At 40.3% G+C, this 18020-nt stretch carries 13 protein-coding genes; 12 read left to right on the top strand and 1 reads right to left on the bottom strand.

Going from position 1 to position 18020, the window contains the following annotated elements:
• Nucleotides 1-5 precede the first annotated feature (5 nt).
• From K364_RS0111490 to K364_RS0111465, 6 genes are all read left to right on the top strand, one after another.
• Nucleotides 6-1175: a nucleotide sugar dehydrogenase gene (locus K364_RS0111490; RefSeq protein WP_028308148.1), complete on the top strand. Its 1170-nt coding sequence runs from the start codon at nt 6-8 to the stop codon at nt 1173-1175.
• Between the two features lie 270 nt (nt 1176-1445).
• Nucleotides 1446-2393 carry a macro domain-containing protein gene (locus tag K364_RS25645; protein ID WP_051533991.1) on the top strand — a complete coding sequence of 316 codons (948 nt, stop codon included), beginning with the start codon at nt 1446-1448 and terminating at the stop codon, nt 2391-2393.
• Entirely contained in the window at nt 2383-3381 is a 999-nt protein-coding gene (locus tag K364_RS0111480; protein WP_028308147.1) for a DarT ssDNA thymidine ADP-ribosyltransferase family protein, read from the top strand. Before K364_RS25645 ends, K364_RS0111480 begins: the two co-directional genes overlap by 11 nt.
• A 58-nt stretch (nt 3382-3439) precedes the next feature.
• On the top strand, nt 3440-5341 hold the full coding sequence (locus K364_RS0111475; RefSeq protein WP_028308146.1) for a tetratricopeptide repeat protein: 1902 nt from the start codon (nt 3440-3442) through the stop codon (nt 5339-5341).
• A gap of 37 nt (nt 5342-5378) precedes the next feature.
• Nucleotides 5379-6500, top strand: coding sequence for a DUF4200 domain-containing protein (locus tag K364_RS0111470; protein ID WP_156946453.1), 1122 nt, complete (start codon nt 5379-5381; stop codon nt 6498-6500).
• Nucleotides 6493-7155, top strand: coding sequence for a response regulator transcription factor (locus tag K364_RS0111465; protein WP_028308144.1), 663 nt, complete (start codon nt 6493-6495; stop codon nt 7153-7155). Before K364_RS0111470 ends, K364_RS0111465 begins: the two co-directional genes overlap by 8 nt.
• A gap of 1 nt (nt 7156) precedes the next feature.
• On the opposite strand, the gene K364_RS0111460 is transcribed toward K364_RS0111465, so the two are convergent.
• Nucleotides 7157-8890 (bottom strand): sensor histidine kinase, encoded by a 1734-nt coding sequence (locus K364_RS0111460; RefSeq protein WP_028308143.1) that lies wholly within the window; start codon nt 8888-8890, stop codon nt 7157-7159.
• 232 nt (nt 8891-9122) lie between these two features.
• On the opposite strand from K364_RS0111460, the gene K364_RS0111455 reads away from it, so the two are divergent.
• The 6 genes from K364_RS0111455 (at nt 9123) to K364_RS0111430 (ending at nt 17850) form a co-directional block, all read left to right on the top strand.
• Nucleotides 9123-9602, top strand: coding sequence for a hypothetical protein (locus K364_RS0111455; RefSeq protein ID WP_028308142.1), 480 nt, complete (start codon nt 9123-9125; stop codon nt 9600-9602).
• 78 nt (nt 9603-9680) lie between these two features.
• The gene (locus K364_RS25640; RefSeq protein ID WP_028308141.1) at nt 9681-11876 is read left to right on the top strand and encodes an S-layer homology domain-containing protein; all 2196 of its coding nucleotides are present in this window, start codon (nt 9681-9683) and stop codon (nt 11874-11876) included.
• Between the two features lie 290 nt (nt 11877-12166).
• Nucleotides 12167-13213, top strand: coding sequence for an Ldh family oxidoreductase (locus K364_RS0111445; RefSeq protein ID WP_028308140.1), 1047 nt, complete (start codon nt 12167-12169; stop codon nt 13211-13213).
• Nucleotides 13214-13499: 286 nt separating this feature from the next.
• Nucleotides 13500-15071: a sigma-54 interaction domain-containing protein gene (locus K364_RS0111440; protein WP_028308139.1), complete on the top strand. Its 1572-nt coding sequence runs from the start codon at nt 13500-13502 to the stop codon at nt 15069-15071.
• Nucleotides 15072-15298: 227 nt separating this feature from the next.
• Complete coding sequence (gene ald, locus K364_RS0111435) at nt 15299-16414, top strand: alanine dehydrogenase (RefSeq protein ID WP_028308138.1); 1116 nt, start codon at nt 15299-15301, stop codon at nt 16412-16414.
• 89 nt (nt 16415-16503) lie between these two features.
• Nucleotides 16504-17850, top strand: a complete 1347-nt coding sequence (locus K364_RS0111430; protein ID WP_028308137.1) for an alanine/glycine:cation symporter family protein — start codon at nt 16504-16506, stop codon at nt 17848-17850.
• The last annotated feature ends 170 nt before the right edge of the window (nt 17851-18020 follow it).

The following is an 18020-nucleotide window of genomic DNA, read 5'->3' as shown; positions in this document are numbered from 1 at the left end:
AGAAAATGAACAAAATAGCAGTAGTGGGGACAGGATACGTTGGGCTCTCAAATGCTGTTTTGCTGGCACAGCATAATCAGGTATTAGCCTTTGACATAGCTCCTGAAAGAGTAGACATGATAAATAGGAGAATATCTCCTATCGCCGACAGGGAGATAGAATATTACCTGGCAAATAAAAGGCTTAATCTGATAGCTACAACTGACAAACATGAAGCATATCAGGGTGCTGAATATGTGATTATAGCTGCACCAACGGACTATGATGTGGAGACAAGGTATTTTAATACTAAATCTGTTGAAACTGTTGTAAAGGATATCCTTGAGATAAACCCGGAAGCAACAATGGTGATTAAATCTACTATACCAGTTGGATATACCAGAGAGATTAAAGAGCAGTTTAAAACAGACAAGATAATTTTCTCTCCAGAATTTTTGAGGGAAGGAAAGGCTTTATATGACAACCTTTATCCCTCTAGGATTATCATTGGGGAAAAATCACAAAGGGCAAGGGTTTTTGCCCAGTTGCTGGTTGAGGGAGCCCTGAAGGAAGATATCCCTGTTCTATATATAGATTCAACAGAGGCCGAGGCTGTTAAGCTTTTTTCCAATGCCTATCTAGCCATGCGAGTGGCATATTTTAATGAGTTGGACACATATGCAGAATTAAACGACTTGGACACCAGGGAGATTATTGAAGGAGTCTGCCTTGATCCGAGGATCGGTAACCATTACAATAACCCTTCCTTTGGTTATGGAGGTTACTGCCTGCCCAAGGATACAAAACAGTTACTGGTCAATTATGAAAATGTACCCCAAAAAATAATTGGTGCCATTGTTGAAGCCAACAGTACAAGAAAAGACCATATAGCTTCTATGATAATGGCAAGGAAGCCAAGGGTGGTTGGCATTTATAGGCTGATTATGAAGACAGGATCAGATAACTTCAGGGCTTCTGCTGTCCAGGGTGTGATAGAGAGGTTAAAAGAAAAAAGAGTAGACCTGGTAGTATATGAGCCTGTACTAAATGAAAACACCTTTGAAGGTTTAAAGGTAGTAAAGGACCTGGCAGAGTTTAAAAAGATATCTGATGTTATTGTTTCAAACAGGCTGTCTGGAGAGATTGAAGATGTAAAGGATAAGGTTTATACTAGGGACTTGTTTACCAGGGATTAAACCACCAGGGGGACGGTTCTGCTGGCTGGTCTTTGTTCAATAATTAATCCATGACTAGTTACTTTAAACTCTTTCTTTCTTTCTTCTTCTAATTTAATATTGACAAATATAATAGGTTAACATGGCATAATGCTTTAAAAAGTATTATATTAAAAGAAACATGTTAACCATTTTTTTAATCCAAGGGCATATAGCAGCCATTCCAAGGGGAACATGTGTTTGAATATTTGATCTTTTATGATATAATGTAATAAAAAGGAGGTTTGCTCAATGATTACATATGTGATAGGTGATCTATTTAAGACTCCTGCACGTGTTTTAGTTAATACAGTTAATACTGTGGGCGTTATGGGCAAAGGTATTGCAAAAGATTTTAAAAGTATTTACCCTGAGATGTTTAAACAATATCAGGACCTATGTGAGAGAAAAGAGATTGACATAGGTAAGCTTTGGCTATATAAAACAAGCCATAAATGGATATTAAATTTTCCTACTAAAAAACATTGGAGAAGTTCCTCGAAGGTGGAGTATATTGAAGCCGGACTTAAAAAGTTTGTTTGCTCATATGAAGATAAAGGAATCACCTCTATAGCATTTCCTATGTTGGGATGTGGAAATGGCGAACTGGATTGGGAAAGTCAAGTTCGTCCTCTTATGGAAAAGTACTTAAGCAGGTTACCCATTGATATATATGTTTATTTATATAGAAATGACCCTTTTGAGGTTGAACAGCGTAATATTGAGGAAATAAAAAAGTGGTTAAGAAGTGAACCAGAATCGTTAGCTTTTATTGAAGTATGGGAGGATATTGAGGAATTACTTGAAAAACAAGATTCTTTTTTCACATTGGACAGTAAAATTGGCTTTACAGCAAAAATTGTAGATGAACCCGAGAAGGCTATTTTAATAAAAAGTCAAGGGAAACAAAAATATATTTATGAAGAAGAAATGGTAAATCTTTGGCAATTTATTCGTAGTTTTGGATTTTTTATAAAAGATAATGTGCCAAATGAATTAGAAGAATATCTACCATTTTTAGTATCAATGTTGCGCAATCTTCCGTATCTAAAACCAGTTTTGGTTGCATCAGATTATAATAAAATTAAGGATATTGCTAATGTAAATAATTCGGTCGGTCTTCAATTTATTTCCAAACCATTAGAAGATGGTGTGTTTTCAGGGAAAACTCTGTCTGAGGTAAGGAACTATGACCAATGAATTTAAATCGGATGCCAAGGAGATTCTAGAACATATTAAAAATTTACAGCAGGCTAGCTGGCTTGATAATTCTAGAAGTTGGTGGCCTAAATTTATATATCACTTTACTAACTTAGATAATGCTATTTCTATTTTTAAAAAAGGCGCTTTTTATAGCAGGGCATATTTAGAAGAAAAAGGTGAGATGATTACAGATAACGCAAGTTGTGAGGTGATTGATCAGACAGAGAGGCAATGGAAAGAATATGTAAGACTTTATTTTAGACCTCGTACCCCTACCCAGTATCGCAATGAAGGCTTTAGGCCTAAATCACAAAGACAATTAAATGCCCATTGCCCATTTCCTATTTATTTTTTATTTGATCCCAAGAAACTATTAATTCGTAAAAATGTGTTTTTTTCTGATGGAAGTCTAGCTGCTGCTGGAGCCTTCGTGAGTGGAGAAGCTAATTTTTTTAAAAATATACCTTTTGAGTTAGTTTATCATAATTCATATATTATGCCTGGAGATACAAGAAAAATTGTTTACCACCGGCATGCAGAGGTTATAGTAAAGGATACCCTGGATTTTGACTGTTTAAATTATATTTGGTGTCGTAGCGAAGCAGAATATAGAACTTTATTGTATTTGCTGCCTTCAAAAATAAAAAAGCAATTTAAGAATAAAATTGGTAGCGGTCAAAAAGGCAATTTTTTTGAACGAAAATGGATATTTGTAGAGGAAGTTGATATGAATACAGATAAAATAGTATTCAAAATTAATAAACCTATTGTTAATTGTGACCCATTTCATATAAAATGTGAGATTAAAGAGAAGCTAACAGGCAGAACCTTCGCATGGGAAAATAATAAATATTCAATTGATAATTATTTGGAGTTGAGTTTAGCAAAATTAAAAAGACCAGAATTCTATGAAGCAAAATTATTTTTTGATGAACAATTGATGTTTTGTGATTCATATACGAAAGAAATTGAAGTACCCTTTTAGTTTTTGAGCACAGTTTAACAAACTAACCGAAAAACATTTAAGGATGTGTGGCGTGAAAATGCAAAACAAAGATATTTTAAAATTAATGGAGCAAGGTATAGAACTACTTGAAAAAAGTGAATTTGACAAGGCAGTCAAGCATTTTCAAAAAATCTTGGGGCTTGACCCTAAAAGTGACCCTTTTGCAAGAAATAATCTAGGCTTAGCCCTACTTCACAAGGGGGATTTAGAGCATGCACTAGAAGCCATAAAACCAAATATTGACGAAGCGGCACCAGCTAATCCCTTTGGACATGCTCTTGCTGCCCAGATATATACTAAGCAAGGAGATAAAAAACAAGCAGTTAGTGAGCTTGATCAGGCTGTTAAAGACTTTGAACAGGGCTTGTCCTCTTATAGAAATAAATCAGATATACCTAAATACTGGAAGGAATATTTAATGACTATTTTTGAAACGGCAGGAGACCTGGAAGACCATCGTCTGGTTTATAACACATATCGCAACTGGCAGAACATTGTAGATAACTGGGAAATTAGATTCATGGCTGGTGTGGCAGCTTTTAACCTGGGCAGATTTCGTCAGGCTGCAGGTATCTGGTCTTCAATACATGAAAACGAGAATATCTCCATTCAGATGCAAAGGGTAGCCCTCATGGCTGACAGGGGTGTAGTTCCTCCCTTTCAAATACCTTATCAATTAGATGAACAAAAAAATATAGAAAACCTACATGATAATGATAATGCAATGGATGAGAAAGCAGTATTTACTAGCCTTGTTGCAAATAGCGAAATTAGAATGACCATGCTAGCTTTTCTATTTGATGCAGATCAATCTGCTGAAGTTGTAAGTAAAGCAACTATGGCACTTATTTTATATGGAGAAGACTGGGGACTGGAACTTGGAAAAGAACTCCTTGAGGATGCAACTGTATCCCTGGATGTAAAATATGCAGCTGCAAAAGCCTTGGTTGAACTAGGTCTATATCAATATAATGAAAATATTCCTGTAAAGGTTGATGGCAAAATACAATATCTTAGAATTAGTGAAATTGAAATGGTTGATGAAAACACTAAAGAACTAGCTGAAGCCCTTGAGAAGGCAAAAAAATTATCTAACCAGGGTAAGGTAGAAGAGGCAGTAGGGCTCTTGAATAATGCAGTTTCAAAAGGCAAGGCGTCCCCAGATGTTTTATTTTATTTAAGCCAACTGCATTTTCAATTATCTGACTATGAACACAGCCTGCAAACTCTAGAAGCCATAGATAATGCCTACCCCAATCACCCTGTTGTATTATTTAGCAAGGCACTAAGCTATCAGGCAATGGGTATGGATGAAGAGGCTCTTGAAGAATTAAACAAAATTGACACTAAACATGTTCATGCTGATTTTAAAGAACAAATAAAAACTTTGGAACTTATTTTAAAAAAGGACAACCTCGAAGAGTTTGCAGAAAGCTTTTTTTCAGAACAAGACTATGTTATGGAACAATATGAGGAGAAAAAGAGAAAAGAAATAGAAGCTAAGACACTTCCAGTAGATGCAGGTTTAGCTAGGTGCATGAAAAATATGCCGGCCATTTGGCTTGAAGGTGCATGTGAATATTATGAACTCCCCAATTATCGTAAAAGAAAAGACAGGGAAAAAGCTCTAGCTGAATTTCTTTTAGATACAAATAATTTGAAAGCTATTATAGAGGACCTGGAGCAGGAGGAAAAAGAATTATTAAAGTATCTTCTAGACAAGGGCGGTTGGAGTACCATTGGCCCAATAACTAAAAAGTTTAGTTCCACTGATGGAGACGGCTATTTTTGGAATGAAGAACTGCCAGGATCTGAACTGGGCTTTTTATGGTCATTATGTCTTGTCTTTGTAGGAAAGGCCTCAATCAACGGCAAAAATACAAAAATTGCTGCCATACCCCTAGAGCTTAGAGAAGAATTGAAGAGGCTTGATTTTTAAAAGTGGGATACTTACCCTGTGGTTGGAGGAGGAGAGAGTGATAGACTATTATGCTGCCTATTCCTATTATGCCATGCTTCTGATTGCAGCCACAATTGCTTGCATCATCTTTGCAGCACTTTTATGTGCCTATGGAGTTGTTAAAGTTGGCAAAGGATTTTTATTGTGGCTGATTATCATTACATTGCTTGGTCTTTTATGTCTGCCGGTTATGGGTTTTATGGCACTTGTTTCTCCATCACTTGAGCTGCAGGGCTTATACCTGACTTTGCAGCGGTTTATAGCCCTGTTTGCCACTGCCCCGCTCTTATGTATTTTCTCCAGCATGTACCGTAGAGGATGCAATCTTAAGCAATACGGCATGTTTGGCCTGGTTTTTCTGACACATATTATGTGTGTTTTGTATTTATGGAACAACAATTCTGGTGTACTGGCAGATTATCTGCCAGTGCTTGATTTTGGAGTTTTCAGTATTTTTTTAATATTAGCACGGCACAGCATATTTGTGGAGCTTTCGCCTGTGTCAATAGATAATTTCATGCAGGAGCTTGACGACATGATACTTATCTTCGAAAGGAGCGGGAAGCTCATTGATGCAAACCTGCAGACCAAAAAAACATGGCCGTTCCTGCAGGAGGGGTTGACCATGGATGAATTCCTTCAGAATTTGCAAGCATTAACTGTATCAAAAAAGGGCTGCCAAAAAGGCGGCATGGTACAACATGAAGAAGTTGCCCTTTCTTTTCCCAATGGTATAAGGCACTACCAGTATGGCTCAACCCAGGTAAAGGATAAAAGGGGAAGCATTGAGGCAACAGTGCTGAATTTTCACGACATAACAGAAATATCACTCCTTGAAAAAGAACTGGAGGAAAAAAATGCTGAGCTTGAAGAATTGAATATAAAGCTTAAGACTTTTCTGGATACTGCTGAAAAGCTTTTAGAAGAAGAACAGAAAGCAAAAGCTGCAAAAGATATAAAGGAAATTGTCGGCACCAAGATAGAAAAACTCCTTTCTGAGCTTGAAACGGTGTCCTTTTACAATAAACAGGAAAAATTGCCGGGCTTAATAGAAGACTGCCGGGAAGTAATTGCAGTGGTGCGCCTTGCCATGCAAAAATTGATGCTGGGTGACAGAAAGGATGGAAAAAATGATTAAAATAGCTATAGCTGATGACCAGGTACTGCTTCGGGAAATGCTTTCAATGGTTCTTTCAGCAGACAGTGAAATGGAAGTTGTGGGCCTTGCAGGCAACGGTGAGGAAATACTAAATATTTGCCGCGAGAGGAAACCGGATATTGTGCTTCTTGACATAAAAATGCCTGTCAGGGATGGCGTTTTTGCCCTGGAAACCATTAAAAAGGAAATGCCCCATATTAAGGTTATAATGCTTACCACCTTCGGGGACGAAAGAAATGTACTGGAAGTATACAAAAAAGGTGCAAATGGTTATGTGCTAAAGGACATTAAGCCGCCAATGCTTATCATGTCAATTAAATGTGTTTTCGAAGGATTGTTTGTAATGCAGGATGAAATTGCCGGCCTGGTTCGAAGGAGGATTAAACTTTCACCTTCAAAAAAAGCAAGTGAACTTGAGGTATTAGAACAGCTGCACGATGAATATGGTCTTGACGCAATTGACAGGAAGATTATCCGGCTTTTGGTAGACGGGAAAAGCAATAAGGAAATAGGTAAGGCTTTAAATTATTCTGAAGGCTCAATAAAAAATAGGATAGCGCGCATTCTAGATACAACCGGCTTAAAGGATAGGACCCAGTTAGCTGTATTCGCCCTGCAAAATAATATTATATAGACTAACCCACTGTTGTCATGGGATAAAGAGGGATGGCTGACTGGACACAAAAGCCCTGGCCGTATAAGGGATGGCAGTTAAAGGTGCCTTTGAGGCGGGAAACTCGCTGTTCCATACCCTTTAGACCCATGCCTTTTTGCACTGTCTGGCAGCCTAGGCCGTTGTCAATTATAAATAATTCTATCTTTTCGTTTTTGCTTCGCAAAATTATGTCCACTCTATTTGCCTTCCCATGGCGCAAAGCATTGGTTATAGCTTCACGGCACACCTTGAATATGGTGTCCTCAATAGCTTTTTCAAGTTCATGCTGCAAACTGGAACAGTTAATCTCAACATCAATAAAAGCTGAGCGGAATTCATCAGCCAATTTTTCCAACCGCCCTTCTATGTTTTGCCTTAGTAAAGGACTTTTGTTTTCAACTGAGGTAATTGAGTTGATTTCTTTTAAGCTGTCAGATAAAATCTTTTTTGCTTTATGCATGTATTCACTTGCCTGGGTATCTGTCTTGGACAGGCGAGCTATTTCCAATAAAGAAATGGCAAGCATGATTGAATGCCCTAATATGTCATGGGCTTCTTGGGCAATAAAATTGCAAGTCCTGGTAACAACAAGCCTTTTTTTTATTTCAGCTTGAAGCTCTAACTGCTGATTGGCTGACTGCAGCTCAGCATTTCTCATCTGCAATTTTTTTAGAATGGTCTGCTTTACTGTAACATCAATAAAGCGGATAAATGCTCCACAGAATGATTTTTGTGTTATGGGTCGGTAAATAACCCTTATGTAATTATCATTTCCCGTTTGGTAAATAAAATCCTGACCCTTGTTTGTATCAAAGGCAAAAGACAGTTTTTGATTTTCCTTGAAGGTGCCATTGCCTGAAGCACTGACTAGGCTTTTTTTGCCCTGGGGAATAAGTTGACCGGCAGCAGGCATTTTTATAAAAGTCTCGTTAAAACCTGCAATTCTATCTCCTGTTGTAAGCAGGATACCTTCCGGCACATTGGATAAAGCAGCCCTGCGGGCAATTTTAAGATTATCAAAGAATTGAAGCTTAAAAGTGGCAAAGGCAAATATAATGAGGGATGCAGATGCGGACATGGGTGTTATGTCAAAGGGTGGGGAAAAGCCAAAAATTTTCTTGAAATAGCGGAACACATAAAGAATATTGGCAATCATGGGTATGGCTATGGCAGTAGTAAGCAAAAGGGTTTGAATGGGTTTTGGGCTGAATCGGCCAAAAAACCTCTTTGCACATAAAATAACCCCAATTGCAAATAATGAAAAGCTAAAGCCTTGAAATAAATAAAAAAGCGGTCCAAAGCTGTCTCCCCAAAAATCAAAATGAGTATAAAATAAATAATGGAGAGGATTTGTGACAATTATCAGAAAAAAAAGAGCGGATATGATAGACAGGGGCAGCATAAGCTTCTTGGAGGGCTTGACGCCGTTGGCATAAATATGGGCAAAGACAATAAGAGCCACACCTAAAAAGCAAACACCTGCATATTGAGAAACCACAAAGAAAAACTTCAGGATGGCATTTGGTGCAAATGTTTTCAGGATCTTAGATACAATCCAGAGGGCAAGTATGCCCTGCAATACAAAAAACGAGGAAAGCAAGGGACTTTTCACCGCTTTAAGATAGATCACGGCGTTGATAAAGACAAGCAAAAACAGGGCAAGAACGTGAAAAAGAGCAATATAATAGGATTGGTACACAAAGGTCTCGGTCATTTCCATTTCCTCCGCCCATAAAAAAGCAATAGCTTTATCATTAGCCGCAAGTCACTCAATGGATGACTTGCGGCACTATTTTGTCTGCTCTTATCTTAATATAATTATAATATAAATCATGATGGAGTATCCGTCAATTTGCAGCTCAAGGCGGGAAACCTTCAGAAGTAAATGATGTCTTTAATTGCAATAATCCTTTGGAGGTTGACTTTACCAAAACGGGGGGATGGAAATGAGAAAAATATTTATTTGCTTTATTGTTGCCCTGGTGTTTCTTGTTTTTGCGGGATGTGGAAGTGAGAATACGAAACAAAAGGAACAGGATATAAGCAGCACAACAACAGAGACGTCAAAAGCTGCCGGTCCACAGGACTTTTCCGTATCAGCTGCAGTTGATAAAAGCGTTGAACTGCCAGAGGGCTATCCCACAGACAAATTTCCCATATACCAGGGCAGCTATATTTCATGGGTAATTGAGTTAGATGGAGGATATACCCTGGCGGCATTCAGCAAGGACGAGGTCAAAAAAGTAATTGACTTTTATGAAAAGGTTTTGGAAGGAGCAAAGGATACCATGGATACTAGAACCGAGGAAAGTCTTACTTCCTTTGGAACCAAGGATGGATATACCTATAATATGGATGTGGGCAAAAGCAGTGAGATGGAAGGGTACCAGACTATAATTACCATTCTTTTGCATCCTGTAAAATGATGACGGTTGATTAAAAAATTTGTAATGCAACTATTTTTCGAGGAATTCGCTGTACAAAGCACAAAAGGGGGGTTAATAATGAGGTTGATTTTTGGAAAACAATATCTCATGACCTGTTGGATAGCCGCTCTGGTTATACTCTGCACTGTTTTTGCAGTAGGCAGTGGTGTTTTTGCTGCCTCTTCTGACATTCCCAGTACCTGGGCGCAGGAGGAAGTTGATGAGGCGCGGGTTAAGGGTCTGGTAATTGGGGAGGCCGACCAGAATTTTCAAGCAAACATCAGCCGCAGGGTTTTTTGCGCTCTGGTTGTCAACCTGGTGGAAACAGTTATGGCACAACCAGTTGCTGTCACAATAATAAATCCTTTTGAAGATACATCTGAGGTTGAAATCATAAAAGCTTATCAGCTTGGTATTGTAAAGGGTATTTCAGCAACAAGGTTCGAGCCTGATGCCTTTATCACAAGAGAACAGATTGCCGTGATGATGATGCGTGGTGCGAGAAAGCTTGATGAACTAAAGGGATCTTCCTATGCTGATGTGTCCGCAAGCACCATAACTCATTTTGCAGATCAAAATGATATATCTTCCTGGGCATTAAGGGATGTGCAAATTGCCAATGGTCTTGGCATCATGCAGGGAGTTGGAGGAAATCGGATTAATCCCAAGGGCAACACCACCGTGGAGCAGAGTATTCTGCTTATAAACCGAATGTACGACGGCTTTTCCCGTAGTTTAGGGGGCACGGGCGATACAAGCACAGGTGATACCACCATAGAAGAAACGGTCATAGAACACGTGCATACAGAGCATATAGTTGAAAACCGGGCACCACAGGCAATAGCCAATCCAGTTGTCTTTTCAGTTCCTGAGCAAACGCCCCTGACAATACAGGCATCTCAGCTTGTCACAGATCCAGATGGAGACGAGGTAGTAATTATAAAGATAAATGGGCAGACTGGAAATTACAATACCCTTTACGGGATAGTGTCTCTTACAGCCGATGGACGATGCATCTATACATCTAATGACATTTCAACAAACTTAACAGATGCCTTTGTTGTAACTGTATCTGATGGAGTCAATGAAACCCATGTAAATGTTCGCATCCATGTAACATTTACACTAGAACTGAATCTTACTATCAGGCCTGCTATTGCATCAGTCACATTAAACGGAACAGCGGCAATGAATGAAGCTTTGACAGTAGGAATGATTAGATATGCTGGAAATGTTCCTGCCACCCCACCTGTACTTGCATACCAGTGGATGAGTGGGGCATCTCCAAACGGTGTTTTCAATAATATCCCTGGTGCCACCAGTGCAGCATATGTAATTTCCCAAAATGACTTGGGAAAATATTTAAGGGTACAAGTAACGGCAAGCGGCTCGGCCACAGGCAGTGCGACCAGCGCTGTAAAGGGGCCGGTGGGCTATGGGTTTGCAGGTGGTGACGGAACCTCCTCCAGCCCTTATCAGATTGCTAATACAAAGCAGTTTATGCTGCTGGATGTTGTCCCTACATCAGGAAAACACTTCATACTAGTGTCTAATATTGCATTAGAGCGGAATAAATATATTAAGACAACATTTAATGGAACATTAAATGGGGCTGGAAATACAGTGACTATTGCTCTGGATATGCCTGGAGAAGCTCAGAACGTTGGTTTGTTTGCATCCACAGGGACATCTGCTAGAATTGAAAGCCTCACAGTGGCAGGCCGAATTAACACCACCCAGACAAACTATGTGGGAGGTATGGTTGGCTATAATCGTGGTAGAATTACCAGGTGCCTGTCCACAGTAGATATTGACGCCAAGGATTATACCGGCGGAATTGCAGGTGCAAATGCAGGAATAATCACGGAATGCGGTGTAGTTAGCGGCCATGTAAGAGGAAACGGCATGGTAGGAGGTCTTGTTGGTATCAATTTAACAATCGGAGGGGTGGCCAACTGTTATGCCCAGACGGATGTATTTGGAACAGGAAATGAAGGCGGCCTCATTGGTTATAATAAGGGTGGTGTGCAGTACTGCTACTCAGCTGGAAAAGTAGACGGCTACAACAATAGAGGTGGACTTGTAGGACATAATGACGGGGGTACGGTAGCGTATTCCTATTATGACAAGGAAACCTCGGGCAGAAACGATACAGGCAGGGGCATTCCCAGAACTACAAGCCAGATGAAAACCCAGTCTACTTATGTGGCATGGGATTTTACTTACATCTGGTCCATGGACCCCGGGCAGTATCCGAAGCTAAGACAGGATTAAGCAAAAGCACCAAGAAAAATTCAAAATTAATTAGCATAAATATTATTGTCCTATGCTATAATGGATACACTTAGATGAACCAGATAAAAAAATTGATTTATTAAATCCGACATCTTTGTCGGATTTTTGCCTTTGTATATTTAGAATTTAATTATTACGCTGATGAGGCAGCCCTGGAGTTGGCAAATTTCTGCTATTGTGGTATCTTTAATCAAGTAAGGTGTGCAGACATAATTACTGACACTATAAACGAGAAAGACAAAAAATAAAACAAGGAAAAAGGTGAGTTTATGAATTCATTTAAGGCGGAATTCTTAAATGACTTTTGTAAAAATGCACTGCTAGAAACTGGCGTGCCTGGGGAGCAGGCAGATATAATGTCCTCGGCTCTGGTAGAATCTGATCTCCTTGGTGTTAAGACCCATGGGATATCCAGACTCAACTTTTACATTGAACACATGGAAAATGGAACCATCAATCCAAATCCCAAGTTTAAAATTGTCTCTGATTTTGCGGCGATAACGCTAATTGATGGGGATAGGGCCCTGGGTCCTGTTGTGGCGGATTTTGCCATGAAAGAAGCTGTGAAAAAGGCCAGGGAAGCAGGAGTAGGGATAGTCAGTGTACGCAACAGCTCCCACATGGGCACATTAAGTATTACCACGAAAAAAGCTGCAGCAGAAGGTATGGTTGGCCTGGCAATAACAAATACCAGTCCTATCATGGCACCATGGGGAGGTGCCGAGGCAGTCCTGGGGAACAATCCCATTTCCATAGCAGTTCCAAGGGGAGAAGACTTTCCCTGTGTATTGGATATGGCCCTTAGTGTAACTGCCAGGGGTAATATTATCCTTGCGGCAAGAGATGGCAGGGAAATTCCCATGGATTGGGCGGTGGATGGAGAAGGCAGACCAACAACCAATGCAGCGCAAGCCCTGAAGGGAGCAGTACTGCCATTGGCCCAGCATAAGGGATATGCCCTGGCATTCATGTTTGATGTGCTGGCTGGGGTATTAAGTGGTGCTGCCTATGGTAAGGATGTTGGCTCCTTTGTTCCGCCAGACCACAGCAAGCCGTTAAACATGGGACATTTCATAATGGCCATTGATATCCAAAAGTTCATGCCAATAGATGAGTTTATAAACAGATTAAGGGATTATGTTGGACAGATAAAGTCTTCCAAAAAAGCTGCAGGTACCCAAGCTATTCTTATTCCCGGTGAAATTGAAGAAAAACGATATCTGGAAAGTAAGGAAAAGGGTATTGTGCTGGGTGATGAAACTGTTAAGGTTCTTAAAGAACTTGCAGATAAAAAAGGAATTAAGTTTATGAGTTAAGACAGGCAAAAGCCTGTCTTTTTTCACTGTCAAAAAGTATAAGTTCCACAAGGTAGATAGTATTCACAAAGACTAAGGCTTCCGCCGACGTCAAGGACTTGGCCCCTACTAGGACTGGTATTTCTACGCATTAAAAATGCTAGAACTACTGGCGCAAGCCAAGTTTTGTTTCACACATAAGCGGTAAGTTGTTAAAAATTTTTTAAAAGCAGGAGATTTAATGCAAGATATAGAACAAATTTTTACCTGAAATAAATATTTACCCAAGATGGGAAGGTGTTAGCAGGTGAAAACTTTAAAGTTTAAAGTAATCAACAAGGATCGAGTGGGATTATTATTAGATATTTCCGGGGTATTAACCAGTAAAATCATTAATGTAGTCAACCTGGAAGTTATCCCTGGTATCATGTATTTTGAAGTTGAATCTGATTATCCTATTGATAGATATACATTATTCAAGGAATTAAAAAGTATAAAGGGGGTAGAAAAATGTCTGGAAATAGACTTGTTGCCCTCTAAAGAAACTAACCTGCGACTGCAGGCGGTGTTGGATGCAATTAGTGAAGGAGTGCTGGCTATTAATGCCCAGGCGGAAATTACTATTGTTAATCCAGTAGCTGAAAAAATACTAAAAATGGACAAGGAAGAACTAATTAACCAGAAAATTAACAATATTCTGACTGATGATATTCCTATGCTAGCTTGCTTACGAAACGGCAGATCATATAATCACCAGGAAATCTTACTAAACAAAAGCGGCAAACAATATCACTACCTTACCAGTGGTCGACCTATTACTGACAAGGATAGCAATGTGACTGGAGTAGTAGCTACCTTGAAGGATATGACTGAAGTGAGGCAGCTGGTCTACTCGGTAACAAATCCCAACATCATTACTTTTGAAGATATTATTGGTGATAGCAAAGAATTAAAAGCAGTTATTCAGCTGGGACAAAAAGTGGCCGCTGGTAATTCCACCATTCTGCTCAGGGGAGAAAGTGGCACAGGCAAGGAATTGTTTGCCAGGGCTATTCATCAGGCCAGTGCCAGGCGAAATAAACCCTTTGTACCGGTAAACTGTGCTGCTCTGCCAGATTCATTATTAGAGAGTGAACTTTTTGGTTATACTGAAGGAGCATTTACCGGAGCCCAGAAAAAAGGCAAACAAGGGTTGTTTGAATTTGCCAGTGAAGGAACAATTTTCCTGGATGAAATTGGAGAAGTTTCTCCTTATCTTCAAGCCAAGTTGCTAAGGGTATTGCAGGAAGGAAAAGTGAGAAGAATAGGCAGCCAGGAAGAAATTAGTGTTGATGTACGGGTCATAGCAGCAACTAATAAAAATTTAGAGATGATGGTGGGCAAAAACGAGTATAGACAGGACCTATATTATCGCTTGAACGTTTTTCCCATTTTTTTACCGTCTTTGCGGGAGCGAAAAGAAGATATAGGACTGCTGACCCGGTATTTTTTGGATAAAATGAATGTTCGTTTTGATAAGAAGGTGGAGCTGATTACTAAAGATGCGATGAAAAAGCTTTATGAACATGATTGGCCGGGTAATGTGCGGGAATTGGAAAATGTTATTGAAAGGGCAGTAAACCTGGTCTCTGGAAATCAATTGACTCCAGATTTGATAATCATTGATGGGGAAATAAAAGTGCCTGCAGAAAAATCCTTTCTCGCAGGTTCACTGGCAGAAATTGTAGATGAAGTGGAAAAACAGGTTATCAAGGAGGCGCTGAACAATAAAGGATCCATTAGAAAAGCTGCCAGGGCGCTGGGAGTCTCCCACACCACCATTATGAATAAGATAAAAAAACACGGATTAACTGGTGGCAAGTTTTTTTACCAGTGGTAAAAATAATTTCCACCAGCCATTGTGTTTATATTTGCAATTTTCACAAATTATAACCAAAAAAGAGCTGCTTTTTGTGGAAAGAATTCTTGCCAGTAAGCCAGGCAGGAAAAGTGCTAGTGCTTGAAATTACTGGTGGGGCATAAGCCAAGTGGTTGGCATGATTATTGCTTTAAATATTATTTTAAGATATATAGTTGGCTGTAAATTATTTTGAGAGGGTGTTGAACATGATCATTGGCATTCCCAGGGAAATTAAAAATAACGAAAACCGGGTGGCCATTACTCCAGCGGGAGTCAGATCCCTGGTTAGCAATGAACATCAAGTTCTAATTGAAACCGAGGCAGGTCTAGGCAGTGGTATTAGTGATAAAGAGTTTCTGGATGCAGGTGGGGAGATAATCAATAGTCCAAGGGAATTATATGGGAAAGCGGAAATGATTATCAAGGTAAAAGAACCCCAACCCCAGGAGTACGACTTTTTTCAAGAGGGACAAATTTTATTCACTTTTTTACATGCGGCAGCTGAGCCGGAAATGGTAAAAGCCTTGCTGGCAAGGAAGATAATAGGAATTTCTTATGATACTGTTCAGCTTGCCAATGGGTCATTACCCCTCCTTGCTCCCATGAGTGAAGTAGCAGGCAAAATGAGTGTCCAGATTGGGGCCCAATTTTTGGAAAAACCTAAGGGTGGCAAGGGGATTCTCCTGGGAGGAGTGCCTGGCGTGCCTCCAGCTGATGTAGCAATTATTGGCGGGGGAGTAGTGGGAACCAGCGCTGCCAAGATTGCAGTAGGCATGGGAGCCCAGGTTACAGTTGTAGATATCAGTCTGGACCGGCTCCGGGACTTGGATGACTTGTTTGGAGGCAGGGTACAGACCATAGTTTCCAATAGCTTTAATATAGAAAGGCTTGTCAAATATACCGACTTGCTCATTGGAGCTGTTTTAGTGCCTGGGGCCAGAGCACCCCGTCTGGTAACAGAAGAAATGGTCAGCCAGATGAAACCAGGTTCGGTAATAGTGGATGTGGCAATTGACCAGGGTGGCTGTATTGAAACCATTGACCGGGTAACAACACACAGCGATCCTGTTTATGAAAAACATGGGGTTGTACATTATGCTGTTGCCAATATGCCGGGAGCAGTTGCTCGCACCTCTACCTTTGCTTTAACCAATGCTACCATGCCCTACGCCCTTGAGATAGCCAACAAGGGCTATGTTCAAGCCCTGCGAGATGATCCGGCCCTGGCAAAGGGATTAAATATTTATAAAGGTCATGTCACCCATCCGGCAGTAGCTGAAGCCCTGGGTTATAAATATAAAGCACCGGAAGATATTTTTTAAAAATTAAAAATATTCCAAGAAAGGAGGTGGATTAGATATAATATGACCTATTAAAAACTAAATCTAATAAAAAAGGAGAGTGATTCAGGTTGGATTTTTTGAATGCCCTTGGTGATATGGTCTGGGGTCCACCCATGTTGATCTTGTTGGTAGGTACTGGTCTTTTTTTAACATTCAGGCTGCGTGGTTTGCAATTTACCAAACTGGTTTACGCTCACAAGTTGATCTTTACCAAAGATGAGAAAAGTGAAGGTGACATCAGCCATTTTCAGGCTCTGACTACTGCCCTGGCGGCAACTATTGGTACAGGTAATATAGCCGGGGTGGCCACGGCCATTTTCCTGGGAGGGCCTGGAGCTGTTTTCTGGATGTGGATGACGGGTCTGGTGGGGATGGCCACCAAGTATGCAGAGGCTATTCTAGCCGTGAAGTACCGGACAGTTGATAAAAAGGGTGAAATGTCTGGTGGCCCAATGTATTATATTGAAAAAGGCCTTGGCTGGAAATGGCTGGGGGTTCTGTTTGCTATATTTGGTGCTGTTGCTGCTTTTGGTATCGGCAACATGGTTCAGTCCAATTCAGTAGCTGCAGCAGTAAAGACTACTTTTAACATTCCACCTTATGTTACCGGCATTATTTTAGTTGTTTTGACGGCCCTGGTTATTCTGGGTGGAATTAAAAAAATCGGCAGGGTTACCAGTTACCTGGTACCTTTCATGGCGGCTTTTTACTTTATAAGTGGATTAATAGTTATTATCATTAATGCTTCTGCTGTTCCAGGTGCATTAGGTGCTATTTTTACTTCTGCCTTCTCTGGAACTGCTGCTGCCGGTGGTGCTGTGGGAGCAGCAATCAGGTATGGTGTAGCCAGGGGAGTTTTCTCCAATGAGGCCGGCTTAGGAAGTGCGCCCATTGCTGCAGCTGCAGCTAAAACTGATTACCCTGGACGCCAGGCTCTGGTTAGTATGACCCAGACCTTCATTGATACTATTGTGGTCTGTTCCGTTACTGCCCTGGCAATTTTAACTACTGGTGCCCTTGCTACTGGTGAAACAGGCGCTGCTTTAACCACTGCAGCCTTTAACCAGGGGTTGCCTGTGGTGGGCGGTCTGATTGTTGCCCTTGGTATTATATTATTTGCCTATTCTACTATATTGGGCTGGTGTTACTATGGAGAAAAATGTCTGGAATACTTACTGGGAGAAGAAGCGGTGCCATATTATCGTTATGTATTTGTATTGGCTGTTTTTGTCGGTGCCGTGGCCAAACTAGACTTTGTCTGGACATTCTCTGATGTAATGAACGGTTTGATGGCTGTTCCCAACTTGATCGGCTTATTGGGATTAAGTGGGGTAGTAGTGGCCGAAACCAACCGGTTCTTAAATGCAGCCCAGGAGGAACTAAGAGTCAGTAGGGGGATAGCTTCGGGGAAATAAATTTGACAAAATAAGTACAAGTAAGGGAAAGAAAAAAACAAAAGGGAAAAAGCTTTATGCTTTTTCCCTTTTGTTTTTTCTTTCAGGAAGTATAAGTTCTGCTATTAAGAAGTATAGGCTCCACAAGATAGATGGTCGGCAAAAACTTGACCTTCGAAGCTGGTTTAAAG

The organism is Desulfitibacter alkalitolerans DSM 16504 (genome assembly GCF_000620305.1).
Classification (GTDB): Bacteria; Bacillota; DSM-16504; order Desulfitibacterales; family Desulfitibacteraceae; genus Desulfitibacter; species Desulfitibacter alkalitolerans.
Note: the sequence above shows the minus strand (reverse complement) of the source record. Positions and strands in the feature narration are given on the sequence as shown.